Annotated in this window: 21 protein-coding genes and 2 pseudogenes; 7 read left to right on the forward strand and 16 right to left on the reverse strand. The window is 70.6% G+C overall.

Annotated elements, in window-relative coordinates:
• The first annotated feature begins 229 nt into the window (after positions 1-229).
• Together hemG and hemQ are read left to right on the forward strand one after the other, a co-directional pair.
• Entirely contained in the window at positions 230-1684 is a 1455-nt protein-coding gene (gene hemG, locus D473_RS0117810; RefSeq protein WP_017610407.1) for a protoporphyrinogen oxidase, read from the forward strand.
• On the forward strand, positions 1681-2391 hold the full coding sequence (gene hemQ / locus D473_RS0117815; RefSeq protein ID WP_017610408.1) for a hydrogen peroxide-dependent heme synthase: 711 nt from the start codon (positions 1681-1683) through the stop codon (positions 2389-2391). Before hemG ends, hemQ begins: the two co-directional genes overlap by 4 nt.
• Positions 2392-2505: 114 nt before the next feature.
• On the opposite strand, the gene D473_RS0117820 is transcribed toward hemQ, so the two are convergent.
• From D473_RS0117820 to msrB, 3 genes and pseudogenes are all read right to left on the reverse strand, one after another.
• A complete protein-coding gene (locus tag D473_RS0117820; protein ID WP_017610409.1) occupies positions 2506-3303 on the reverse strand; it encodes a CDP-alcohol phosphatidyltransferase family protein in 798 nt (265 codons plus the stop codon).
• Positions 3290-3882: pseudogene (locus D473_RS25795) on the reverse strand (phosphatidylserine decarboxylase). Before D473_RS25795 ends, D473_RS0117820 begins: the two are co-directional and overlap by 14 nt.
• A 263-nt stretch (positions 3883-4145) precedes the next feature.
• Positions 4146-4589 carry a peptide-methionine (R)-S-oxide reductase MsrB gene (msrB, locus tag D473_RS0117830; protein ID WP_017610410.1) on the reverse strand — a complete coding sequence of 148 codons (444 nt, stop codon included), beginning with the start codon at positions 4587-4589 and terminating at the stop codon, positions 4146-4148.
• Positions 4590-4821: 232 nt separating this feature from the next.
• Here msrB and D473_RS0117835 point away from each other — a divergent pair, with 232 nt between their 5' ends.
• Positions 4822-5226, forward strand: coding sequence for a hypothetical protein (locus tag D473_RS0117835; protein ID WP_017610411.1), 405 nt, complete (start codon positions 4822-4824; stop codon positions 5224-5226).
• Between the two features lie 126 nt (positions 5227-5352).
• Here the strand turns inward: D473_RS0117835 and D473_RS0117840 are convergent, their stop codons facing one another.
• The 12 genes and pseudogenes from D473_RS0117840 to D473_RS0117895 form a co-directional block, all read right to left on the reverse strand.
• Entirely contained in the window at positions 5353-6141 is a 789-nt protein-coding gene (locus D473_RS0117840) for a GntR family transcriptional regulator (RefSeq protein WP_033353582.1), read from the reverse strand.
• Positions 6142-6307: 166 nt separating this feature from the next.
• Positions 6308-7108, reverse strand: coding sequence for a dihydrofolate reductase family protein (locus D473_RS0117845; protein WP_017610413.1), 801 nt, complete (start codon positions 7106-7108; stop codon positions 6308-6310).
• Between the two features lie 74 nt (positions 7109-7182).
• A complete protein-coding gene (glgX, locus tag D473_RS0117850; protein ID WP_017610414.1) occupies positions 7183-9327 on the reverse strand; it encodes a glycogen debranching protein GlgX in 2145 nt (714 codons plus the stop codon).
• A 282-nt stretch (positions 9328-9609) separates the two neighbouring features.
• The gene (locus tag D473_RS0117855) at positions 9610-11241 is read right to left on the reverse strand and encodes an acyl-CoA dehydrogenase family protein (RefSeq protein WP_017610415.1); all 1632 of its coding nucleotides are present in this window, start codon (positions 11239-11241) and stop codon (positions 9610-9612) included.
• A 144-nt stretch (positions 11242-11385) separates the two neighbouring features.
• Positions 11386-12054: a pyridoxine/pyridoxamine 5'-phosphate oxidase gene (locus D473_RS0117860; RefSeq protein WP_017610416.1), complete on the reverse strand. Its 669-nt coding sequence runs from the start codon at positions 12052-12054 to the stop codon at positions 11386-11388.
• A gap of 133 nt (positions 12055-12187) precedes the next feature.
• Positions 12188-12457 (reverse strand): type II toxin-antitoxin system RelE family toxin, encoded by a 270-nt coding sequence (locus D473_RS0117865; protein WP_017610417.1) that lies wholly within the window; start codon positions 12455-12457, stop codon positions 12188-12190.
• The gene (locus tag D473_RS0117870; RefSeq protein WP_017610418.1) at positions 12454-12663 is read right to left on the reverse strand and encodes a hypothetical protein; all 210 of its coding nucleotides are present in this window, start codon (positions 12661-12663) and stop codon (positions 12454-12456) included. The genes D473_RS0117865 and D473_RS0117870 overlap by 4 nt, the downstream gene beginning before the upstream one ends.
• 294 nt (positions 12664-12957) lie before the next feature.
• Positions 12958-13668, reverse strand: coding sequence for a formylglycine-generating enzyme family protein (locus tag D473_RS0117875; protein WP_017610419.1), 711 nt, complete (start codon positions 13666-13668; stop codon positions 12958-12960).
• A 38-nt stretch (positions 13669-13706) separates the two neighbouring features.
• A complete protein-coding gene (locus D473_RS0117880) occupies positions 13707-14450 on the reverse strand; it encodes a sirohydrochlorin chelatase (RefSeq protein ID WP_017610420.1) in 744 nt (247 codons plus the stop codon).
• A gap of 91 nt (positions 14451-14541) precedes the next feature.
• Positions 14542-15200: pseudogene (locus tag D473_RS25800) on the reverse strand (phosphoadenylyl-sulfate reductase).
• On the reverse strand, positions 15197-15397 hold the full coding sequence (locus tag D473_RS0117890; protein ID WP_017610421.1) for a hypothetical protein: 201 nt from the start codon (positions 15395-15397) through the stop codon (positions 15197-15199). Before D473_RS0117890 ends, D473_RS25800 begins: the two are co-directional and overlap by 4 nt.
• Positions 15398-15467: 70 nt before the next feature.
• On the reverse strand, positions 15468-17156 hold the full coding sequence (locus D473_RS0117895; RefSeq protein WP_017610422.1) for a nitrite/sulfite reductase: 1689 nt from the start codon (positions 17154-17156) through the stop codon (positions 15468-15470).
• A 412-nt stretch (positions 17157-17568) separates the two neighbouring features.
• Between D473_RS0117895 and D473_RS0117900 the strand changes: the two genes are divergently transcribed.
• The 3 genes from D473_RS0117900 (at position 17569) to D473_RS27285 (ending at position 21187) form a co-directional block, all read left to right on the forward strand.
• Positions 17569-18579, forward strand: a complete 1011-nt coding sequence (locus D473_RS0117900; RefSeq protein WP_026127065.1) for a YihY/virulence factor BrkB family protein — start codon at positions 17569-17571, stop codon at positions 18577-18579.
• A gap of 419 nt (positions 18580-18998) precedes the next feature.
• On the forward strand, positions 18999-20426 hold the full coding sequence (locus D473_RS0117905) for a hypothetical protein (RefSeq protein WP_026127066.1): 1428 nt from the start codon (positions 18999-19001) through the stop codon (positions 20424-20426).
• Between the two features lie 29 nt (positions 20427-20455).
• Complete coding sequence (locus tag D473_RS27285) at positions 20456-21187, forward strand: hypothetical protein (protein WP_017610425.1); 732 nt, start codon at positions 20456-20458, stop codon at positions 21185-21187.
• A 103-nt stretch (positions 21188-21290) separates the two neighbouring features.
• Here the strand turns inward: D473_RS27285 and D473_RS0117915 are convergent, their stop codons facing one another.
• Complete coding sequence (locus D473_RS0117915) at positions 21291-22487, reverse strand: MFS transporter (RefSeq protein ID WP_017610426.1); 1197 nt, start codon at positions 22485-22487, stop codon at positions 21291-21293.
• 275 nt (positions 22488-22762) lie between these two features.
• Between D473_RS0117915 and D473_RS0117920 the strand changes: the two genes are divergently transcribed.
• The gene (locus D473_RS0117920) at positions 22763-23356 is read left to right on the forward strand and encodes a GNAT family N-acetyltransferase (RefSeq protein WP_017610427.1); all 594 of its coding nucleotides are present in this window, start codon (positions 22763-22765) and stop codon (positions 23354-23356) included.
• Positions 23357-23443: the final 87 nt, after the last annotated feature.

The raw sequence follows: 23443 nt of genomic DNA on the forward strand, positions 1-23443 counted from the left end.
CACGGTCGGACGGGCCTCCGGTCGCCTTCGTTCCGAGAATGTGGTAACGACCGCGCAACGGTCCTGTGCGGCATCTCGCGGACCGTCGAAGGACCGTACCCGGATGTGTCCGAGTACCCTTCCCGGTATGCACGGGGCCCGCGAGAATGGTGTTTGAACAGGGCCGCTGTGCTGCACCGGACGAGGCAGCCGGACCACTGTGACCCACGGCATCTGAGAAACTGGAGACATGGCTGAAGTACCGCACGTCGTCGTGGTCGGAGGAGGGGTCTCAGGACTCACGGCCGCGCACCGCCTCCGCGGCCACGGAGCCGCCGTCACCGTGCTCGAGGCCGCGCAACGCGCCGGGGGCAAACTCCATGCCTCACCTGTGGCCGGGGCCCGCGTCGACGCCGGTGCCGAGGCCGTCCTGGCCCGTCGGCCCGAGGCCGTCGACCTGTTCGAGGAGCTCGGTCTGGGCGACCGTGTCGTCCACCCCGGCCAGGGTTCGGCCTCCCTCTACAGCCGGGGTCGCCGCCGTCCCCTGCCCAAGGGACAGCTCATGGGGGTGCCCGGAGACCTGCGTGCCCTCGCCGCCGGCGGCGTGCTCTCCTGGGGCGGGGTCCTGCGCGCCGGGTTCGACCTGGTCCGCCCGCGCACCCCCGCGCACGGCGACGTCTCGGTGGCCGACCACATCGGTACCCGTATGGGGCACCAAGTCGTGGACCGCCTCGTCGAACCGCTCCTGGGCGGGGTCTACGCGGGCCGCGCCGATCAGCTCTCCCTGGACTCCACCCTCCCCCAGATCGCACCCATGGCCCGCACCGAACGCTCCCTGATGCTCGGTGTGCGCGCCAGCCTCGCCGGTCGTGGCAAGGCCCCCACCAAACCGGGCCCGGTCTTCGCGTCCCTGCGCGGCGGGGTCGCCGGACTCGTGGAGACGCTGGCCGAACGGCAGGGCGAGCACCTGCGCACCGGCACTCGCGCACATTCCCTGGAACGCCGCCCCCAGGGCTGGCGCGTGCACCTGGAGGGCGCTGCCCCCCTCGACTGCGACGCGGTCCTACTGGCCTGCCCTGCCCCCGAGGCGGCCCGGCTGCTGCAGGACCAGGTGCCCGGGGCCGCCTCCGACCTGGACGGCATCGATTACGCCTCCATGGCGCTGGTGACCTTCGCCCTGCCTGCGTCGGCCTTCCCCGAACCACCCACCGGGACCGGGTTCCTGGTCCCCTCCGGCGAGGGCCTGACCATCAAGGCCGCCACCTTCTCCTCCAACAAGTGGCCCTGGCTCGCCGAGGAGGTCGCCGAGGCCAACCCCGGCGAGGACCTCGTGGTGCTGCGCTGCTCCATCGGGCGGTTCGGTGAGCACACCGTCCTGGAGCGCTCCGACGACGAACTCGCCGCCGCCGCGCTGGCCGACCTGGCCCGCGTGACCGGTGTGTCCGGAACCCCGGTCCAGGTCCGTGTCACGCGCTGGGAGAACGGACTTCCCCAGTACTCGGTCGGCCACGCCGACCGCATCGACCGTGTCCGCGGAGCCGTGGGCCGCCATCCCGGTCTGGGTGTGTGCGGCGCCGCCTACGAAGGTGTGGGGGTGCCCGCCTGCATCGCCGACGCCGGACGCGAGGCCCGCCGCCTCGCCGAGGGCCTGACCGCCCTCCCGAACACCACCGACGCAACGAATCAGCAAGGAGCCAACCCGTGACGGGCCAGCAGAACGAAGCACTCGCCGACGACGGCACCGACCTCAACGCCCTCATCCGGTACACGATGTGGTCGGTCTTCAAGGTCGACCTGCCCGAGGGCACCGACCGCACCGCCGCCGCGGACGAACTCCAGGCCTTGCTCGACAAGGCTGCCGAGAGCGGTGTCACCACCCGCGGTACCTACGACGTCCAGGGTCTGCGCGCCGACGCCGACCTGATGTTCTGGTGGATCGGCGACGACCCGCGCCAGGTCCAGGACACCTACACCGCCTTCCGCCGCACCGAGGTCGGGCGTGCCTCGGCCCCGGTGTGGTCGGTCATGGGCCTGCACCGGCCCGCCGAGTTCAACCGCGGCCACGTGCCGGCCTTCATGTCCGGCGAGGAGCCCAGGGACACCATCTGCGTGTATCCGTTCGTGCGCTCCTACGAGTGGTACCTGCTGCCCGACGAGGAGCGCCGCGGGATGCTCGCCGAGCACGGCCGCATGGCCGTCGGCTACGCGGACGTGCGCGCCAACACCGTCTCCTCCTTCGGCCTCAACGACTACGAGTGGCTGCTGGCCTTCGAGGCCGACGAGCTGTACCGCACCGTCGACCTCATGCGGCACCTGCGCGGTGCCGAGGCCCGCCTGCACACCCGCGAGGAGGTCCCCTTCTACACCGGTTTCCGCAAGCCGGTCACCGAGATCGTGGAGTCCCTGGCCTGACCCCGGCCACGGCCTGCCCCCGGTTTCCGGTGCCCCTGCGTGCACCGGAGCCGCACGCGGAGAGCTCCCGCACGCGGACCGCGTGCGGGAGCTCTCCGGTGCGTTCGTGGGCGGTCAGCCGGCGTTGGCCCGCCGCACCGCCAGCACGTAGAAGGGGATGGTCACGATGAACAGCAGCACCAGGGCGCTCATGAGGTAGATGAGCACGTCGCCGGCGGGCACGCCCAGGGCCCAGGCCGCCAGCAGCGCCACGGCCGCCCCGATGGTGCCCAGGACCGCGTAGATGCGCTTGCCCCGCGGTTTGGGGTACTCCATGCGGCTCACCATGAGCCAGGAGATCAGCAGCACCGCGGCCAGCCCCCCGTAGACCGGAGGGTCCAGGAGCACCACCGTCACGATCGCCATCGCGCCGAAGGGCGAGGGCAGACCGGTGAAGTAGTCCGTGCCCGGAGCCTGGCAGGAGAAGCGCGCCAGACGCACGATCGCGGCGGCCAGGACCGCGCTGCCCGCCAGTACCGGGAGCACGTTCATGCCGCCGGAGAGCACGCCCCAGGTGACCACGAAGAAGGCCGGGGCGAACCCGAAACTGATGACGTCGGCGAGGTTGTCCAGCTCCGCGCCCATGCCGCTGCCCCCGAAACGGCGGGCGATACGGCCGTCGAGCACGTCCAGGGCGGAGGCGAAGAGCAGCAGCGCACCGGCGGTGGCCACGGCGGTGCGGGGCAGGGAGCCCTCGGCGCCGGCGGCCATGTGTCCGGCCTGGGCCATGGCCAGTGCCCACACGGCGAGGAACCCGCACAGGGCGTTGCCGAGCGTGAGATAGTCGGCCACCCCCAGACGCAACCGGGGCGCGTCATCGGCCTCGGAAGGGATGGGCGCCTCGGCCTCCAGCGTGTGCTCAGCCGGCGTCAAGGCGTGTTTCTCCGGCCCGGACCTTCTGGCCGACCTCCACCGCCGGGGTGAGACCGGACGGGAAGTAGATGTCGACCCGGGACCCGAACCGGATGAGGCCGATCCTCTCGCCTTGCTCGACCTTCTGCCCCGCAGCGAGATACGGGACGATACGCCGGACCATCGCGCCGGCGATTTGGACGACCGTGATCTCACCGATCTCGGTTTCAAGGGTCCAGATGACGCGTTCATTACGCTCGCTGTCCTTGTCGAATGCTGGACGGAAGCCCCCGGGGCGGTGTTCGACGCCGGTGATGACACCGGCCAGCGGCGCACGGTTGACGTGCACGTTGAGGGGGTTCATGAACACCGCGAGGCGGGGGCGGCCGTCGGGCTGGGGGNGAAGAACCAGGTCATCCCGGCGGCCAGGGCGATGACGGGTGTGGCCGCCAGCGCCCGTGCCCGGGAACCGCGGGCGGCCAGCCCGGCCGCGGTGGCCGCGCCCACGGCGGGCAGCAGCCAGGGGGCCGACCCCTGGGCCATGCCCAGGCGCGGTCGGGCCGGGGGCCGGTGGGCGGGGTCGGGTGAGTCGTCGGTCATCGAGCGCTTTCGTCGCGGGTGGGTCTGGTTGCCCGCACATCGGTTACCGCTGTGGGGGACGGGCCCCGGGGTCTCCGGGGCCTCTGGTGCGCGGACAACCCGGGTGGTCCACCCCATTCCGCGCGGCGCTCCTCGGTCCGGCGGGGGCCGGCCTCGGTGCACTGGTGGCGATTGTCCCTGATCCCGGGGGAACGGTCGGGCCCCGACGGGGCCGGCCTACCATCCCACTACGTGCGGGCAGGGCCGGGCTCAGGCTGGTAAGCCTACTGCCTCGGCTCCAGGGACAGTGCGACCGAGTTGATGCAGTACCGGGCGTCGGTGGGCGTGGCGTACCCCTCACCGTAGAAGACGTGGCCCAGGTGGGAGTCACAGGTGGCGCACCGGACCTCGGTGCGGACCATACCCATGGAACGGTCCTCGTGCAGGACGACCGCCTCGCTCTCGGCCGGGTCGAAGAAGCTGGGCCATCCGCAATGGGACTCGAACTTCTCGTCCGAGCGGAACAGCTCGGTGCCGCATCCCCGGCAGCGGTAGACGCCCTCGCTCTTGGTGTCGACGTAGGCGCCGCTCCAGGGGCGTTCGGTCGCCGACCTGCGCAGGACCTCGAACTCCTCCGGGGCGAGGTGCTCCCGCCACTCCTCGTCGGTCTTGGGCAGCCGTGGTCCCCCGTTGCCGTCGGCCGGGGTCCGATCCGCTGAATCAGCCATGGACCCGACGCTACCCGGGATCGTGCGCGAATGCTGCCACGACCTTCGATGGCGCAAATCGGAGTTAAGTACCACAGAGGAAGATAAAACGGCCTTAGATGCTACATAAACCTAACTTCACCCTTGACCACGTTCAGTCCCCAAAGCGACGGGTAGGTGCAAGGCAAGGGTCAGTGTTCAGTGGATCACTGAGGCAGGTGGCATGGCTGCAACAGTTCAACAATCACTAGGAGTGACAAAACAGCCGCTGCGCGTAGGAAGAGTCCGCTACGGACTGTGGCTGCTCGAAGAAGCTGCCGCGGGCGCGCGCAGCCGGGTCCGCGCCGTCGTCGACGGCACGGCCACCGCGGGACGGGAACTGCGATGGGCGGCAGAACTCAGTGCCCGGGCCACGACCGCCCATATCGACCATGTACGCCCCGAACCCCTCGGCGACCGCAGACTCCTCGGGCTGATGGCGGCCATCGCCGTCGCGGCCCTGGGCGTCTCGTTCGTCCTGGGTGTCGGGGTGGCCCAGTGGTTGATGACCGCGGAGAACAGCATGGTCTTCGCGGCGGCCGGATCCCTGGCGATCGGGCTCGCGGTCCTGTCGCTGGCGTTCCTGGTGTTCGCCTCCAGACGGAGACGGCGCCCGTGATCCCGGCGGTGTCCGTGAAGGCGGCGCCCGGGGGACGGGGAGTACCGACCGGTACTACCCGCCCCCGGGCGCCGCCGTGTCGCGGATGCCGGGCCACGGACGGCCGGGGCCGGCGGTTCGGGCCGTTCAGGCCTCGAAGTCGTACTGCAGGACGTAGGCCGAACCGTCCATCGTGATCTGATTGAACTCCACCGGACGGTTGCCGGCGGTCAACGCCGTGCGGGCCACCTCCAGGACCGGGGTCCCCGCCGCCAGGTGCAGTTGCCCGTTCTCCTCCGGGGTGGGCATCCGCACCCGGATCTCCTCGGTGAAGTGCGCCGGCGCCAGATCCAGCTCCGACAGGCGGGCGTAGATCCCGCCCGGACCACTGTCGTGCGAGCGGATGCTGCGCGCCGCGGGATGATCGGCGCGCTCGGTCAGCAAGGACAGGGAAAGGAAGGACACCGCCGTCTGCACCGGCCGATCCTCCACGAGGTAGCGCCGGGAACGCCGCAGGACACCCGCGCCCTCCTCCAGGTCCAGTACGCGCGCCACGTGCTCCCTGGCAGCGGCCTCCTCCACCCGCAGGCCGTCGACCCGGTAGGCCCGGTCGGCGCCGTCGGTCTGCCAGATCGCCCGACCTTTGCCCCACAGCTCCTTCGACAGGCGCCGGGACCCGTGTCTTCGCACGGGACGGAACAGGCGTACGTAGATGCCCGACCCGCGGACGGCCACGGCCAGGCCCTCGTTGGTCAGGACGGAGAGTGCTTGGCGCGCCGTGGCCCTGGCGACGCCGTGCCTCTCCATGATCGTGTTCTCCCCGGGGAGACGGTCGCCGTCGGAGTACTGTCCGGAGCGGATCAGGGCGCGCATCTCCTCGGCTATCTCACGGTAGACCGGAGGGGACCCGTTTTCGGACGTCGGCACTACGTTCATCCTCTCGGCCGGGGGGCCAAGCCGATAAGCCCCGTCAACACTGATGTGTGCAGTCGCGGTGTTGTCCATCAAGGCACACATCGGGTATGTCCGGTTGCGGGGCCGTTCATGCGTCGTTGTGGGGTGGCCGAAACCGACCGGTTACAGGGCCCTCACGCCCGTCCCGTCAATTCCGCAGGTAACGCGCGAAGAGGTTGCCGTCGGATTCCAGCAGGTGCGCCAGGCGAACGGGTGTGCTCCGCGCCGCTCCGTGCTCGGGCGCCCCCGGCGTCCCGGGGCCGCCGGCCACCACACGGGGCGGTCCCGACCCGAGGAGGAACGGGCTCGTCGTCAGGCACAGCTCGTCCAACAGCCCCGCCGCCACGAACTCGGCCAACAGGTGCGGTCCGCCCTCGGTCAGCACCCGGTACAGGCCCCGCTCGGCCAACGCCTCGACCACGTGGACCGGCGTCACCGACGCGCCCTCGACCACCACCACGTCGGCGTGCTCGGCCGCCCACGCGCGCCGGGCGGCCGGGGCCCGGTCCGTGGTCAGTACCAGCGTGCGCGCGTCCTCGGGCGCTTCCGTCAGCAGCGCCTCGGGCACGTCCATCGACCGTGAGACCACCGCCACCCGCGGGCTCGCGGGACGGCCCGCCCGCAGGTGCTCCCAGGCCGGTCGCGGCCGCACCGGACCGTAGTTCTCCACACGGGCGGTGTGCGCGCCCACCACCACGACGTCGCACAACCCCCGCAAGATGCCCAGCAGGCGCCGGTCGGCCGGGCAGGACAGGTCCCGGCTGCTGCCGGTGGTACCCACCGCTGCGCCGTCGGCACTGGCGACCATGTTCGCCCGGACCCACGGCCGGTCCAGCCCCACCGGATACGCATAGGCCCCGGCCGGGTCCACCCCCCTCGCCCCGGGCTCGGGCAGGAGTTCACGGAAGGAGATCGCTGCGGGCGCCGACGCGCCGGTGCTGTTGGCCATGGTCACCCAGGTTAGGCCCCGGGCCGGGTACGGCGGGGAGGGGGACGGGCGGTCCCCTCCCCGCCGTGGCCGGGTCAGCTGCCGCGGTGCGAGACCCGCCGCAGCAGCACCAGGGCCCGGTCGATGACCCGTACCGGGCCCGACGCCGACACGTGGGGGCGCCCCGCCACGTCCGGCTCGGCGGTGTCCAACACCGTCTCCCACGCTTCGCCGTACTCGTCGCCCGGCAGAGTGAAGTCGACCGCTTCCGCTCCGCTGTTGAACAGCATGAGGAACGAGTGGCCCCGGATACGCCGTCCGCGCCGGTCCGGTTCGGAGATCGCGTCGCCGTTGAGGAAGGCCCCCAGAGCCTGGCCCGCGTGGTCCCAGTCCCCGCCCGCCATCGGTTTGCCGTCCGGGCGCAGCCAGGCGATGTCGGGCAGGTCGTCCTCCCCGGTGGCACTTCCCTCCACCGGACTGCCCCGGAAGAAGCGGCGGCGGCGGAAGACCGGGTGCTCGCGCCGCAGTCGGGAGAGCTCACGCACGTACCCCAACAGGTCGTCGGCGGGCCCGCCCCCATCTGACCCGAGGCCCGACCAGTCCACCCACGCGATCTCGTTGTCCTGGCAGTAGGCGTTGTTGTTGCCGCCCTGGGTGCGGCCGATCTCGTCGCCGTGCGAGAGCATCACCACGCCCTGGGACAGGAAGAGTGTGGTCAGGTGGTTGCGGACCTGGCGCCTGCGCAGCGCCAGCACCGCCCGGTCGCGGGTGGGTCCCTCCACCCCGTGGTTCCAGGAACGGTTGTCGTCGGTGCCGTCCCTGTTCTCCTCCCCGTTGGCCTCGTTGTGTTTGTGGTCGTAGGAGACCAGGTCGGCCAGGGTGAACCCGTCGTGGCACGTGATGAAGTTGATCGAGGCCATCGGGCGGCGGCCGTCGTCCTGGTACAGGTCGCTGGAGCCGGCCAGGCGCGAGGCCATCTCCCCCACGACCGCGTGCCCCCGCCAGTAGTCGCGCACCGTGTCCCGGTACTTGCCGTTCCATTCGGTCCACAGCGGGGGGAAGTTGCCGACCTGGTACCCGCCCGGGCCCACGTCCCACGGTTCGGCGATGAGCTTGACCTGGGAGATGACCGGGTCCTGCTGGACGATGTCGAAGAAGGTGCTCAACCGGTCCACGTCGTGGAACTCCCGGGCCAGTGCCGAGGCCAGGTCGAAACGGAACCCGTCCACGTGCATCTCCAGGACCCAGTAGCGCAGGGAGTCCATGATGAGCTGCAACGAGTGCGGGTGGCGTACGTTCAGGCTGTTGCCGCACCCCGTGTAGTCCAGGTAGTAGCGCTGGTCCTCGTCGGCGACCCGGTAGTAGCTCAGGTTGTCGATGCCCCGCAGCGACAGGGTGGGACCCATGTGGTCGCCCTCGGCGGTGTGGTTGTAGACCACGTCCAGGAGGACCTCGATGCCGGCCTCGTGCAGTGACCGGACCATCGCCTTGAACTCCTGGACCTGCTGGCCTCGTGAACCCAGTGCCGCGTAACCGCTGTGCGGGGCCAGGAAGGACAGTGTGTTGTAACCCCAGTAATTGGTCAGGCCGCGCGCCACCATCGCGTGCTCGGGGACGAAATGGTGCACCGGCATCAGCTCCACTGCGGTGACCCCCAGGGAAGTGAGGTAGTCGATCACCGCCGGGTGGGCCAGACCCGAATAGGTGCCCCTCTGGTGTTCGGGAACGCTCGGATGTTGCATCGTCAGGCCGCGCAGGTGCGTCTCGTAGATCACCGTCTGGTGGTACGGGGTGCGCGGTCGGGACTCGTTGCCCCAATCGAAGAACGGGCTGACCACCACACATTTGGGAATGTACGGGGCGCTGTCGGCGGTGTTCTTGCGGTCGGGGTCGGAGAAATGGTAGCTGAAAAGTGATTCGTGCCAGGTCAGGTGGCCGTTCAGTGCTTTCGCGTAAGGGTCGGTCAGTAGTTTGTTCGGGTTGCAGCGCAGGCCGTGTTCGGGTGCGTAGGGGCCGTGCACCCGGTATCCGTACTGCTGCCCCGGGCCGACCCCCGGCAGGTACCCGTGCCAGACAAAACCGTCGTACTCGGTCAAGGGGACACGGGTCTCGCGCCCCGCGTCGTCGAACAGGCACAGATCCACCCGTTCGGCGGCCTCGGAGAAGAGTGAGAAATTGGTGCCGGTACCGTCATAGGTCGCACCCAGCGGATAGGAGTTGCCGGGCCAGACTTCCACCATAGGCGTCGTCAGTCTCTTGGGTCTCGGAGCCCTAGCGGGCATGGTCAAGTGGACGACTGGTTCCTTCCGCTCCCTAAGCCGAAGTATGCCGACCTGGCGCGATGATCATTTTTCGACCGCCCCGCAGCGGAGTTTTCCACGCTGATTGTCAGTATAAAGAACAAGCGGAGGGGCGTTGGCTCACAAGAGAAATAAACCAGGGCATCGGGTGCAAAAAGGCCGGGCGTCGGCCCCGGAACGGTCTCGACGGCCCGGCCCGAAATCAACGGACCGATCGCGGTATCAACCGCCCGGCCGCACCCGGTCCAGGATCAGCTCCGTGTCGACCTCCGTCGGCAGGGTGCCGAACACCCGGCCCGAGCCCCCGCCCAGACGCGAGACCGTGAAGGCCTCCGCCACCGGCGTCGGCGCGTACCGCAGCAGTACCGAGGCCTGCAGCGTCACCGCCATCAGCTCCACGATCGACCGCGCCCGGTACTCGGCTTCGGCCAGGTCGCCCAGGCCCCGCTCCAGCTGCTTGACCGCGGTGTCGTAGTGGTCGTCCACGCCCCGGGCCGTGGCCAGCTCACCCATGAACGCCTCCACGGACTCCGGGCTGCGCCCCATGGCCCGCAGAACGTCCAGGGCGGCCACATTGCCCGAACCCTCCCAGATGGAGTTGAGGGGCGAGTCCCGGAACAGCCGCGGCATCCCCGACTCCTCCACGTACCCGTTGCCACCCAGGCACTCCAACGCCTCGGCCGCGTGCGCCGGCTGGCGCTTGGTCACCCAGAACTTGCCCACGGCCACCCCCAGGCGCCGGAAGGCCGTCTCCGCCTCGTCGCCGCGTACCGAGCGGTCCACCGACCCGGCCAGACGGGTCATCAACGCCGTGGCCGCCTCCGACTCCAACGCCAGGTCGGCCAGTACGTTGCGCATCAACGGCTGCTCCACCAGGCGTTTGCCGAAGCTCTGCCGGTGCTCCGCGTGGTGCAGCGCGTACGTGACCGCCGCGCGCATCCCGCCCGCCGAACCGATCACACAGTCCAACCGGGTGCAGTTGACCATCTCGATGATGGTGCGCACCCCCCGGCCCGGCTCGCCCACCATGTGCCCGACCGCGCCGTCGTACTCCAGTTCCGCCGACGCGTTGGACCGGTTGCCGAGCTTGTCCTTCAACCGCTGGATGTGGAGCGTGTTGCGGCTGCCGTCGGGCAGCACCCGCGGCACCAGGAAACAGCTCAGCCCCTCCGGTGCCTGCGCCAACGTCAGGAAGACATCGCTCATCGGCGCCGACGTGAACCACTTGTGCCCGGTGAGGCGGTGGAAACCCTCCGACGTCGGTACCGCCCGTGTGGTGTTGGCGCGTACGTCCGAGCCGCCCTGCTTCTCCGTCATCGACATGCCCGCGATGAGCCCCCGCTTGCCATCGGGGGCCCGCAAGCCGAAGTCGTACTCGCGCGCACTCAACAGCGGCTCGTAGCGCGCGGCCAACTCGGGGGAGTGGCGCAGGGCCGGCACCGCCGCATAGGTCATCGAGATCGGGCACCCGTGGCCGGCCTCCGGCTGGGACCACAGGTAGAACTTGGCCGCACGCGCCACGTGCGCGCCCGGACGCCCGTCCGCCCACGGGGCCGCGTGCATCCCGTACCCGACGGCCTGATCCATGAGCACGTGGTAGGCGGGCTGGTACTCCACCTCGTCCACGCGGTGCCCGTAGCGGTCGTGGGTGTGCAGCACCGGCGTGTAGGTGTTGGCCGACTCGCCCCAGGAACGCACCCGCTCCGAGCCCGCGGCCTCGCCCACCTCCCGGACCTCGTTCTCGGCCCACCCGGCCCCTTCGCGGCGCAACCCTTCGACGAGCGCGGGGTCCTCGGCGGCCGAGTAGTCGCCGAGCGGTGCGGCCTGATTGAACACCTCGTGGGTCGGGGGCATCGCGGTTACCGCCCTTCTTGGTTCTGCATACGGACGTGCGGGGAGAAAGTGCCGGAATCCTATCCCCGTGGACCGGGCCGCGGGGAGAGCGGCCCGTAACGTCCGCGAAACGGTCCGTCGAGGTGGGGAGCGTTCCGCCGCCCCTCAAGGCCAGAGGAGTCCGCGTTCCCAGGCGCTGTCCGCGTCCGGGCGCTCGTACCGCAACCGCACGTGCCGCCGGTCCGGGTCGCCCTGCCAGAACTCGACCTCGTGCGGGACCACCGCGTACAGGCCCCAGTCGTCCGGGGCCAGGTCCGGGGCGTGTTCGAGGCGTTCACGCGAGGCGCCGGCCGCCCGGTCGATCTCGGCGAGCTCGTCCAACGGTTCGCTCTGGCGCCCGTGCAGCCCCGCCACCCGCGACTCCAGCGGGCGCCTGCGGAAGTCCTCCGCGCTCGCCTCGGCGCCCGCGTGCTCGGCCACACCACGCACGCGCACCTGGCGGCCCTGTTCCTTCCAGTGGAAGGTCAGCGCCGCCCCCTGGTTCCGCGCCAGTTCCCGGCCCTTGCGGGAGGTCGTCGTCGTGGCGAACCACCAGCCGCGGGCGGAGAGGTCCTTCATGATGACCACCCGCGCCGACGGGACCCCGCGCCCGTCCGCGGTGGCGACCACCATCGCGTGCGGCTCGGGGACCCCCGCTTCCACGGCGCCGGCGAACCAGGAACGGAAGAGGTCGAGCGGGTCCTCGGGCGCGGTGTCCGGGTCGAACGGGGGAGTCCCGGCGGCGAACACCGGAAGGCCCCGCAGGAGGTCGCGGATGCTGTCGTCGTTGGTCATAGGACCATTGTCCACCGCGTTCCCGAAGCACACGGGAACTCAGACCATGGAACAGCGGGCGGCTACGGCGCGCCTTAGCGCTCCATCGTCGGCCCAGCGAACCCGGGGCGACTCCGCTGCGCGGAGAACCGAATCACAAGTCGTCGTAGAAACCGCCGCGAGGAGCCACCTTGAGAACCAGGACGATGAGCACTCCGTCGTCGATCCTGTAGCGGATACGGTGATCGCCGACACGGATACGCCAAATCCCGGAGCATCCCTTGAGCTGGACGCACCCGCTCGGCCGAGGATCGTCTGCGAGCATCTCGATCGCTCGACGGATACGTTTTCTGTTCGAACCATCCAGGTTCTTGATGCCTTTGAGCGCTGTGCGGGTGTACTCGAGCTCGTATTTGCGGCTCACTCGTCGTTCTCCCACACTTCGTCGTGGGTGAAGACCGGCTCTCGCCCCGCCTTGACCTCATCCCAGATCCGCGCAGCCTCGGCGTCCTCATGTTCCTCGAGGAGACGTTCGTAATGTTCGACCCATCTCGCGGGCACCAGCACGTACCCACTGAGGTCGTGGCCGACTCCGGGACCGTTCTCGGGTTCGATGGGCATCGCGCTCATGATGTGTTCTCCCCATTGATCTCGGCCCGCCTCATGTGCGTGGGCATCACCCATTGCACTCTAAGCCAGGATCGTGCGGGACCGCGGGGTCATCAAGCCGTCGGTTCGGGGACGAGGCGGCTCAGATCACGGAACGACGGTCGACGGCGGTGACGTTGGCAACACACCGTGCAAAGCGGGACCGGAAATCCCTTCACGAGCGCTTCGTGAACACCCGTGGCAACGCGGTGGCCAACGGGCCTGTGGTGCGCCACGGGGGTGTTCTGGGGCTCTGGGGGCTCCAGGCCGCCCGCATCAGAGGGAACGTGCCACCCGGAACCCCAGGTCGTCGATGCGCAGTGTCGGGTGACTCTTGCGCCGCGAGGAAGCCCGGCAACCCCAGTGGTGGTCGTTCCACCCGCCGCCGCGGAAGACCCGGTACGGGCCGTACACGCGCGGGTCGTAGAGGTCCCAGCACCACTCCCACACGTTCCCGATCATGTCGTGCAGGCCCCACGCGTTCGGTTCCCGGCAACCCACCTGGTGGGGCCGACCGCCGGAGTTCTTCCGGCACCACGCGATCGTGTCCAGGTCGCCGTACCTGACGCCGGTGCTCCCGGCCCGGCAGGCGTGCTCCCACTCGGCCTCGGTGGGCAGCCGGTACCCGTCGGCACCAGGGTCGCCCCGTAGGTCGGCGCCGTCGGGATCCCCACCGCCGGGTGTGCCTGCAGGCCGACCGCGTGCCCGTTCGTCGCCCGGGCCGGCACCGGACGTGCCGTAGCAGGGGATCAGGCCGTGGGCCAGGGACAGCAGGTCGCAGAAGTGCAGGGCGTCGAACCACGACACCTCAGTCACCGGCTCTCTGCCCCCGGCACCCTGTGCCTCCACCCGCCGGCCCGTGACCGCCCGGTACAGGCCCTGTGTCACGGGCACGGCCGCCAGGACGAAGGCCTGGACCTCCACCTCCCGCGTGCTCCAACTCCCACGATCGTGCAGGACCACGTGTTCCGCGGGCACCTCCACCATCCGCGGAAAAGGCACCCGTTCCGCCCCGCTCGCCCGGCTCATGCTGTCGTGTACCGGGCGGCCACGGCGGCGTCGTAGCGGTCCAGAACCACCCGGGCGATCTCGGGGACGTCGCCGAGCGCGTCCGCGACGAACGATGCTCCGGCCTCGCTCGCCTGCCGCCGCACCCGGTCGGAGAAGAACCCGGGGGCGAGCAGGTATCCCGAGACCGCCACCCGCTCGGCACCCCGGCCGCGCACCGCGGCCACGGCCTCCGCTGGCGTGGGAGAGGCGGCGGAGGCGAAGGCCGGCACCACCTCGCGCCAGGGGCCGCGGGCGGCCAGATCCCGGGCCATCGCCTCGATGGTCGCGTTGGCCCCGGGGTCGCTGGAGCCCGCCGAGGCCAGCACCAGGGCCGTGTCGGGCGCCGGCGACGCCCCGGCCTCGGACAGGCGCCGCTCCACCGCCCCCAACAGCAAAGGGTCCGGTCCCAGGGTGTCGGCGTAGTGCACCCGGGCGCTCAGGCCCCGCTCGCGTGCCCCGGCCAGTACCCCGGGCAGGTCCACCTTGCTGTGGAAGGCCGCGGTCAGCAGTGTCGGCAGCACCACGGCCTCCCCGACACCTTCGGCGTCGAGCGCGGCCAGCGCGTCCTCGGTGCCGGGGGAGACGTGGTCCAGGTAGGAGACGCGTACGTCCAGACCGGGCCGCAGCGCCCGCACCCGGCCGAAGAGCGCGGCCACCGCCCGGGCCGAACGCGGGTCCCTGCTGCCGTGCGCGACGGCCAGCAGCGTCGGAGTGCTCATCGTCGTGTCGGGCGCCCCGACGGCCGGGGCGCCCTGCTCCTTCCTCGTCACCGCTGTCAACCCTGCGCCGGTCGCTGGTGCGACCGGCCGCTCAGACGTGGATGCCGCACTCGGTCTTGCCCGTGCCGGCCCACCGGCCGCTGCGCGGGTCCTCGCCGGGCGCCACCCGCCGCGTGCAGGGCTCGCACCCGATCGAGGGGAATCCGTCGTCCTGCAGCGGGTTGACCAGCACACCGTGCTCGGCCATGTAGGTGTCCACGTCCTCCTGCGTCCAGCGGGCGATCGGGTTGACCTTGGTCATCCGCCGCTTGGGGTCCCACTGCACGACCGGGGTGTCGCGGCGGGGCACCCNTCCAGCGCCCGTTGCAAGGGCTCGACCTTGCGCAGGTGGCAGCAGATCTCCGGGTTGCGCCCGAACAGGCGCGGGCCCAGGGCGGCGTCCTGCTCGGGCACCGTGCGCCGAGGCTCCACGGTCACCAGGTTGATGTCGTAGACGGAGTCCACGGCGTCGCGGGTGCCGATGGTCTCAGCGAAGTGGTACCCGGTGTCGAGGAAGATGACGTCGATGCCGGGTACCTGCCGGGAGGCCAGGTCCACCATGAGCGCGTCGGCCATGGAGGAGGTCATGCACAGGCTCTCGCCGAAGGTCTCCGCGGCCCAGGAGATGATCTCCTGGGCGGAGGCCTCCTCCAGCTCACGGGCGGCCCGTTCGGCGTGCTCGGAGCCGCCCACGGGGGTGTGCGTGTTCATGCGTCGCCTTCCGTCGCTCGGGAGGGGGAACCGTTGAACGAGGCCGAACGCAGGCCCACGTAGGTCACCCGGAACACCCGGGCGCAGGACAGGCAGGACCACGGGTAACCCTGGCCCTTGACGCCTGCTCCCTCCTCCGGGAGCAGGTCCTCGTCACCGCAGTAGGGGCAGTAGTGGGGCGCGGCCCTCTCGGCCATGGCGCACCTCATTCTTTCGGAGCGGTCGGTGCGGGCGGCGCCGCGCGGTGGCGCCGCCCGCTCGGTCGGCCTACTTGAGGTCCTCGTCCTCGGCGCGGGCGGCCCAGGCGGCGAAGGTCTCCCCTTCCTCCTTCTGGGCCCGGAACCGGCGCAGCACCCGCTCGATGTAGTCGGGCAGCTCGTCGGCGGTGCTCTTCAGTCCGCGGACCTTCTTGCCGAAACTGGGGCTCAACCCCATGCCGCCGCCCAGGTGGATCTGGTATCCCTCCACCTGTTCGCCGCGCTCGTCCATGACGAGCTGGCCCTTCAACCCGATGTCGGCGACCTGGATGCGGGCGCAGGAGTTCGGGCACCCGTTGAGGTTGATGCTCACCGGTTCGTCGAAGTCCGGCAGGCGCTTCTCGAGTTCGTCGATGAGGGCGGCGCCCCGGTCCTTGGTCTCGACGATGGCGAGCTTGCAGAACTCGATGCCGGTGCAGGCCATGGTCTGGCGGCGGAAGACACTGGGGTTGACCTCGTAGCCCTCCGCCTCCAGGTCGGCCGTGATCGCGTCGGTGCGGTCCCCGTCGATGTCGAGGATCACGAGCTTCTGATCAACCGTGGTGCGGATCCGGTCCGACCCGTGGGCCTCGGCGATCTCGGCCACGCGCACCAGCGAACTCCCGGTGACACGGCCGACCTTCGGGGCGAAACCGACGTAGTAGTTGCCGTCGCGCTGGGGATGCACACCGACGTGGTCGCGTCGTACGCCCTCGTCCAGCTCGGGGCCGGGCCCGTCCGGGAGGCCGTAGCCGAGGTATTCCTCCTCCAGCACCTCGCGGAACTTCTCCGGGCCCCACTCCTTGATGAGGAACTTGATGCGGGCGCGGGTGCGCAGGCGGCGGTAACCGTAGTCGCGGAAGACCGCGGCCACCCCGGCCCAGACCTCGCTGACCTGGTCGGGGCGCACGAACGTGCCCAGGCGCGCGGCGAACATGGGATTGGTGGAGAGCCCGCCGCCCACGAACAGGTCGTAGCCCGCCTCACCGTTCTCGTCACGCACCCCGACGAAGGCGACGTCGTTGATCTCGTGGTTGACGCAGTGCACGGAGCAGCCTGCGATGGAGGTCTTGAACTTGCGCGGCAGGTTCGAGTACAGGGGGCTGCCGATGTGGTCGTCGTGGACCTGCTGGACCTGCGGGCTCGCGTCGATGATCTCGTCCTCGGCCACACCGGCCAGAGGGCAGCCGAGGACCACACGGGGGGTGTCACCGCAGGCCTCGGTCGTGGACAGCCCGACCGACTCGAGCTTCTCCCAGATCGCGGGCACGTCCTCCACCCGGATCCAGTGGTACTGGACGTTCTGCCGGTCGGTGATGTCGGCGGTGTCGCGTGCGTAGTCGCGGGAGATCTCGGCGACGGCCCGCAGCTGGGCGGCGGAGAGCCGGCCGCCGTCGATGCGCACACGCATCATGAAGTAGCGGTCGTCGAGCTCCTCGGGTGAGAGGACGGCCGTCTTGCCGCCGTCGATGCCGGGGGCGCGCTGGGTGTAGAGGCCGAACCAGCGGAAGCGGCCACGCAGGTCGGCGGGGTCGATCGAGTCGAACCCGGCCTTGGAGTAGACGTTGATGATGCGATCGCGGACGTTGAGCCCGTCGTCGTTCTTCTTGTTCTCTTCGTTCTTGTTGAGCGGCTCGCGGTAACCGAGGGCCCACTGGCCATCGCCGCGGCGTCGCGTCTTGGCAGGGGCCGAACCGGTCTGCGCGGAAGAGGGAGGCATCGCGGGTGTCTCCGAATGCGGTCGCGGGGAGCTCACGGCCTGTGCGCCCGCACCACCGACCCGTATCTGTGAGCGCACGCCGTCGTGCGGGTCGATACGGGGGAGAACCACGGTGCGTGGGTGTTGAAGAAGAGCAGGCGCCGGGAGGCCGCGCGCACCCCTGTGTCATGGGTGCGTCACACAGTGCGGCGAAATCAACCGACGCTGCGACAGATGGCACTGCGGACCCGCAGGAAGTCCACGTGGCGGCGCACGCAGAGCATGGGGTCCAGAGCAGCGATCATGCTTGTGAGAATGGCACGGGGCCAGAGCCTTTGTCCAGACGCGGCGGTCGCTCTTCGTGGGTGAGCCACGTCACCGTGGCGTGCCGGGTGGCCGGACCCGCAGGTCCGCGGCGGGTTACCGTTTCTCTGTGGAGGGATTCTGGGAAGGCCTGTGGCGCTGGTGGTTCCGATGGCAACGCCGGCACCCGCGACCCTACGGCGCGGGGCTGCTCATTGTGCGCACGATCCGGTCGATGGCCCGAAACCGTTCCATCGGGCTGGCGGCCGAGTCGGCCTTCTTCACCCTGATCTCCTTGCCGGCCCTGATGCTGTGCCTGGTGGGTGCGATCGCCTCCCTGTCCACGGTCGTGGGCCGGGACACCGTCGAGGAGATCCGGGTGTGGATCCTGGACCTGACTGCGCGGGCCCTGCCCCCGGAAACGGTCAGTGAGGTCGTCGATCCCCTGGTCGAGGACTTCCTCGGCGGTTTCCAGGGCGGATTGCTGTCGGTGACCTTCCTGGTCTCGCTCTGGTCGGGCTCGCGTGCGATGAACGTCTTCATCCGCTCCATCACGATCTCCTACGGCCTCGACGAGCTCCGCGGCTGGCTGAGTCAGCGCCTGCTGGCGTTCGTGGCCTACCTGGGCGGGCTGTTCTTCGCACTGTTGGTGCTGCCGGCGCTGGTGGCCGGCCCCGACCTGATCCAGGAGCTTCTGCCCCTCACCGCCGGGCACCTGCGTCTGTTCTACTGGCCGACGGTGGCGCTGTTGGCCACGACGGCGGTCACCTTCCTGTACCTGCTCAGCGTCCCGGTGCGCACACCGCTGATCCGCCACCTGCCCGGGGCACTGCTGGCCACGTGTGTGCTCGTCCTCGGATCGGTGGCCCTGCGTGCCTACCTGGACGCCTCTTTCGGCCAGGTGAACATCTACGGGTCCTTGTCCGCGCCCATCGCGATCCTGGCATGGTTGTTCGTCATGGCGATCGCGATCCTGGCCGGTTCCAGCCTCAACGCCGAGATCGATGCGATGTGGCCCACGGTGCGCACCGCCGCGGCCCGGGCCGAAATCGCCAATCGGGGCTTCGAGCGGGCCGACCGCCTGGCCCGTCGCAGGGAGCAGGCGGTCATCGATGCTTTCGGAGAGCACCGGGAGTCCTGATCTCGAGGGGCCGGCGCGAGGCGAAGGGTCACCGGCAGGGCCACGGGGGCACTCGATGGCCGAAACCGGCCATTTTGGTTGCGAACCAATTGCGGTCCGTGAGTGTCCGCACCAGTGCCGGCGCCACCGGGAGACACCCCCTCCACTCGGAGGCACAGGCATCTCCCCTGGTCAAGCAAGAGGATGGCCGAAAACCGTGCGGACATTTCATGATCGCTGTCCGATTCCCGGGTTCGTGGAGTGCCTGAGAGCCTGGGCCCGACGTCAGTATGATCGCCTGCAGTGTCGCCTACGTGTGCCGTTCCGGGCCATCGCCGTGTGGTGGTCCCCTGCTTGCCGACCACGCAGTGACGCAGACCGACGATCCCCGTCACCCGCAACACGAACAGGTCCATGTTCCCCATGCCTTCGGAGGCACCATGAGCCGGGCGTCCCGTCCGGGGCAGCCCCGGCCCACCGCCGTCATCGTCATCGCACCCGACGAACGCAGCGCCGAGATCCACATCGACGGACACCGCCAGGTCGTCACCGGCCAGGTGCCCAAGGACACCCGGCGCGCGGCACTGGACACCGCAACCGAGTACGCGGCCAGGATCGGCCTGTCGGTGCTCATCGACGCGCGCGACGCGAACGGCTACTGGAGACTGGTGGCAGCCCCCGACGGTGTGGTGCAGTCCGCCGACACTCCCGAGGAGGAGCCGCCTCTGCCCCCGCCTCCCGGGACCGACCCGGCCGACGGGCGAGCCGGGCGCGGCATGGTCATCATCGGTGCCGCTGCGGTCGCCCTCGCCCTCGTGGCCGGCGTCGGGTTCGCCAGCTGGCGCCTGCTGCCCGAGGAGAGCACCGCCTCGACCGGGGGCTCCGACGACGCCGCGCTGGAACACCCCGCCCCTGCCGGGTTCGCCGACACCGTCGTCTTCGACCACGCGCTGGCCCCCGGCACTCGGCCCGGCGTGAGCCGCGACGGTGAGCAGATCGCGTTCGTGGACCCCGAGGAGCGGCTCAACCTCCTCTCGGCCGACGGCACCCGGGAGTGGGCCGCAGACCTGCCCGTGGGCGGGGCCGAGGCCATCGGAGCCCCCCGGTTCGTGCTCTACGACGGCGGCCCGGCGGTGGTCCTGGAGACCTCCGAGGAACTGCTGTTCTGGCCCACCGGCGGCGGGGCCCCCGACAGCGTGGAGCTGAGTTCGGAGTCCTCACCCCAGTACGTGGGCGGCTCGGTGCTGGTGCGTTCCGACGACGAACGCCATCTGGCCTCCGGCGGCGAACTCGTCGAGATCGAGATCCCCGAGGGCGGCGGCGCCATGCTCTCCGACGGCGACCGTGTCCTGGTCGCCGTGGCCAACGGGCCGTGGAGCTGGGTCGACCCGGCGGGTGGGACCGAGGAGGTCGACCCCCGGCGGCCGGACGAGGCCGGCGAGATGCTCGGTATCGTCACCGCCCTGCGCGAGTACGTCATCATCCGTTGGGAGTCCCTCCGCGGCGACGGCGAGTATTTGGCCTTCCACGACAGTGGGACCGGGGAGCCGGTCGGTGGAGCAGAGATCGCCGAGGACGGCCTCGAGGACGCCGAGCACCGTTCCGGTCCGATCGGTACCGAGGTACTGGCCTACGGTCCCGCCGTCGTCGACCCGGAGAACGGCGAGTCGACCGTCGTGGACGGGTTCGAGCCGACCGTCTCGGCCGGTTCCCGGGTCTACGGCGAACTGGACGGTTCCACCGTCGCGGTCGGTACCGACGGCGAACCGGCCGAACTCGACGAAGGCGCCCAGATCCCCTCGGGGCTGCTGGGCGAGAACGCCGTCGTGGTCCATGACGACCACCTCTATGCCATTCCCCCGCAATGATTCACCCCGATGAGAAAGAAAGGAGTGGGATGTCTCCGAAGAAGCGCGTGTTGACCGTGACGGCGGCAGGCCTGTTCATGGCGGGTTTCTCCGTCAGCCCGGCCTTCGCCGACGTGGTTGACGAGAACGCCCCCGAGGCCCCCGAGATCGCCCCCGAAACCCCCGTGGTGCCGGAGGAGTCCCAGGAGCCGCAGGAGAGCGTCCTGCCGGACATTCCGGTCTCCGAGGACCCCATTGCTCTCCCGGCCGTGGAGATCGATCCGCTCTTCCCGCAGGACAACGGTGGAGACGGTGACGACGGTGACGAGGGTGAGACCCCGCCGCCGGACGACGGTGACGAGGGTGAGACCCCGCCGCCGGACCCCGAGCCGGAGCCGGAGCCGGAGCCCGAGCCGGAGCCGGAGCCGGAGCCCGAGCCGGAGCCCGAGCCGGAGCCCGAGCCGGAGCCGGAGCCGGAGCCCGAGCCGGAGCCGGAGCCGGAGCCGGAGCCCGAGCCGGGGCCCGGTGACGGCGAAGAGCCGCCCGGTGACGACATCCAGGTCCCCAGTGCCCCCGGGGCGCCCGAGGCTCCGGCCGAGGGCACCACCGGCGGTGGGGACACCGGCGGTGGGAACACCGGCGGTGCCGACGACGAGGGCGGCGAGGAGCTCGCTGCCACCGGCGTCGACATGCAGGGCTTCGTTCTCGGCGGTGCGGTCGTGACGGGTATCGGTGCGCTGGCCCTGTGGGCCGGCTCCCGCCGCCCGGCGCCCGTGGAGTAACACCCCACGGTGTCCGTGTGCCTCTCGGCGCACGGCGCCACACGGGCCCCCGGCCGTTCGCGGCCGGGGGCCCGTCCCGTGTCCGGCCCCGAGCGGGCCGGGGTCAGCCGCGCGGTCGCAGGGCCCCCGCCAACAGGAACGCCCCGGCCCCGGCCGCCGAGATCAGCCAGAGAGCCTGGCCCAGGCTCGCTGCATCGGCGAACATCCCCACGGCGGGCGGGAAGGCGAGGAAACCCACGCGTCCCAACCAGCCCACGACGGTGACCCCGTCCCCGGCCCGCACCCCCGGCACGTTCCCGGCGGCCGCCAGGGTCAGGGGGAAGAGCGTCGCGACCCCCAGGCCCATCACTCCGAACCCCAGGACCGCGGCGACGGGGTGTGACAGCGTCAGGGCCAGGCCCATTCCGACCGCGGCCAACAGACCGCCGGCACGCCCCACGGCCACGGTCCCGAACCGGTCGGTGACCCGGTCGCCGAGCAGGCGTCCGACCGTCATCATCGCCTGGCAGGCCACGAACGGCAGCGCCGCGACGAATAGCGATGCCGACAGTTCCGAGGTCAGGTAGACCGCGCCCCAGGAGGCGGCCGAGTCCTCGATCCCGCTCGCGAACATCAGCAGCAGCCCCAGAGCGGCCAGCACGGCCAGGGTGCGCCCGCCCGGAAGTGCCCCGCGTCCGCCGTTGCCCTCGGTTCCCTCGGCCCGTTCGCTGTCCTCGGGGCCCGGCAGCAGCATCCGGCTCACCACCAGGCTGACCACGACCAGGACGGCGGCGACCCCGCCCAGGTGCATCAGGATCGGTGTCCCCGCACCCGCCATCGCCGCGCCCAGCAGCCCGCCACCGACCGCGGCCAGGCTCCACACGGCGTGGAAGGTGTTGATGATGCTGCGGCGGTACCGCAACTGCACGCGCAGCCCGTGGGCGTTCTGGGCCGAGTCGGTCCAGGCGTCGGCGCACCCGAGGAAGAACAGGGTGGCGGCCAGCATCCACCACTCCTGGGCCAGCGCCACCAACGGAAGCGCCCCCACCGAGAGCAGGCTCCCGCCCACCGCCGTGCGTCCGCTGCCGAACCAGTGGATCAACGGCCCGGCCAGCATCCCGGTCAGGATCGCCCCCGTGGGCATCGCGGCGATCGCCAGCCCCAGGTCCGTGTTGCTCAGCTCCAAGCGGTCCTTGAGCACGGGTAGCCAGGGGACGACGTTGGTGTAGGTGAAGCCGTTGACGAAGAAGAGGGAGGAGACCGCCAGGCGGGCCCGGCGCGCCTCCGGGGGAGCGGGTGTTCGGGTGGGCGAGAGGGACAAGCTGAGTCTCCAGTGGCGTGTGTCTGTGCGCGGGATCGTAGCCGGTCCCATGACCGGACGCCATGGGTTTGATCGATCGTCTTCGGGGGAGTTTCGGGGGGCCAGGCGGGGAAGGAAGTCACATCACACGCTCAGTGAGCCGACTGCCCAGCCCCACCACGGGCCCCCTGCCCCGGCCCGCCCGAGATCCAGCCGACCCCTGCGGCACACGCCCCTGCCCGCCGTCCCCTCGCCGGAACCGCCCCCGCGGTCTCCGGTCGCAACGGGAAGGTCCCATGATCAACACGAGCGCGCTGCGAGAGACCCCTACTCTCGTCGGCAAGAGCGTGCGCCTGGTCCCTCTCTCGCCCGAGCACGCCGAGGACTACTTCGCTTCCGGTCTCGACGCCGAGATCCGCCGCCTCACGGGGACCCACCGCCACCGCAGCTACGCCCAGGCCCAGACCTGGTGCGCGAGCCGGAGCCAGGACGAGGAGAGGCTCGACCTGGCCATCACCTCGGCCCTGGACGGCCGCTACATCGGTGACCTCTCCCTCTACGAGGTCGAACCCGAGAACGAGACCGCGGGGTACCGCATCGCGCTCTCGGCCCTGGAGTTCACCGGACGCGGTCTGGGGCGCGAGGCCACCGAACTGGTCCTGGAACACGCCTTCGAACGGATCGGGCTGCACCGCGTCTGGCTGCACGTGTACGCCTTCAACATGCGTGCGATCGCGGTCTACCGCTCCTGCGGTTTCGTCGTGGAGGGACGCCTGCGTGACGCACTGCTGTGGAAGGGACGCCGCCACGACTCCCTCCTCATGGGGGTCCTGCGCCATACCGTCTTGCTCGGGCGGGACCCCGGTTCTCTCTCCGAGCCGGGGTTGTGAACGCGCTTTGCGGGGGTATGCCCGTAGGACTTTTCCAGCGGCCATCGAGCGCCGACGCGAGGAGCGGCGCCCCGCCCGTGCGCAGGC

The sequence above is a fragment of the Nocardiopsis xinjiangensis YIM 90004 genome (genome assembly GCF_000341145.1).
Lineage (GTDB): Bacteria > Actinomycetota > Actinomycetes > Streptosporangiales > Streptosporangiaceae > Nocardiopsis > Nocardiopsis xinjiangensis.

Coding starts and splice junctions, on each gene's coding strand:
- D473_RS0117875 (WP_017610419.1), bottom strand. CDS start 13,668: ATGGTGGAGGTGCCCGCGGAACACGTGGTCCTGCACGATCGTGGGAGT.
- msrB (WP_017610410.1), bottom strand. CDS start 4,589: ATGGCTGATTCAGCGGATCGGACCCCGGCCGACGGCAACGGGGGACCA.
- D473_RS0117905 (WP_026127066.1), top strand. CDS start 18,999: ATGAGCCGGGCGTCCCGTCCGGGGCAGCCCCGGCCCACCGCCGTCATC.
- D473_RS0117840 (WP_033353582.1), bottom strand. CDS start 6,141: ATGAACGTAGTGCCGACGTCCGAAAACGGGTCCCCTCCGGTCTACCGT.
- D473_RS0117860 (WP_017610416.1), bottom strand. CDS start 12,054: ATGACCAACGACGACAGCATCCGCGACCTCCTGCGGGGCCTTCCGGTG.
- D473_RS0117920 (WP_017610427.1), top strand. CDS start 22,763: ATGATCAACACGAGCGCGCTGCGAGAGACCCCTACTCTCGTCGGCAAG.
- hemG (WP_017610407.1), top strand. CDS start 230: ATGGCTGAAGTACCGCACGTCGTCGTGGTCGGAGGAGGGGTCTCAGGA.
- D473_RS0117890 (WP_017610421.1), bottom strand. CDS start 15,397: ATGGCCGAGAGGGCCGCGCCCCACTACTGCCCCTACTGCGGTGACGAG.
- glgX (WP_017610414.1), bottom strand. CDS start 9,327: ATGGTGGAAGTCTGGCCCGGCAACTCCTATCCGCTGGGTGCGACCTAT.
- D473_RS27285 (WP_017610425.1), top strand. CDS start 20,456: ATGTCTCCGAAGAAGCGCGTGTTGACCGTGACGGCGGCAGGCCTGTTC.
- D473_RS0117855 (WP_017610415.1), bottom strand. CDS start 11,241: ATGCCCCCGACCCACGAGGTGTTCAATCAGGCCGCACCGCTCGGCGAC.
- D473_RS0117895 (WP_017610422.1), bottom strand. CDS start 17,156: ATGCCTCCCTCTTCCGCGCAGACCGGTTCGGCCCCTGCCAAGACGCGA.
- D473_RS0117880 (WP_017610420.1), bottom strand. CDS start 14,450: ATGAGCACTCCGACGCTGCTGGCCGTCGCGCACGGCAGCAGGGACCCG.
- D473_RS0117845 (WP_017610413.1), bottom strand. CDS start 7,108: ATGGCCAACAGCACCGGCGCGTCGGCGCCCGCAGCGATCTCCTTCCGT.
- D473_RS0117870 (WP_017610418.1), bottom strand. CDS start 12,663: ATGAGCGCGATGCCCATCGAACCCGAGAACGGTCCCGGAGTCGGCCAC.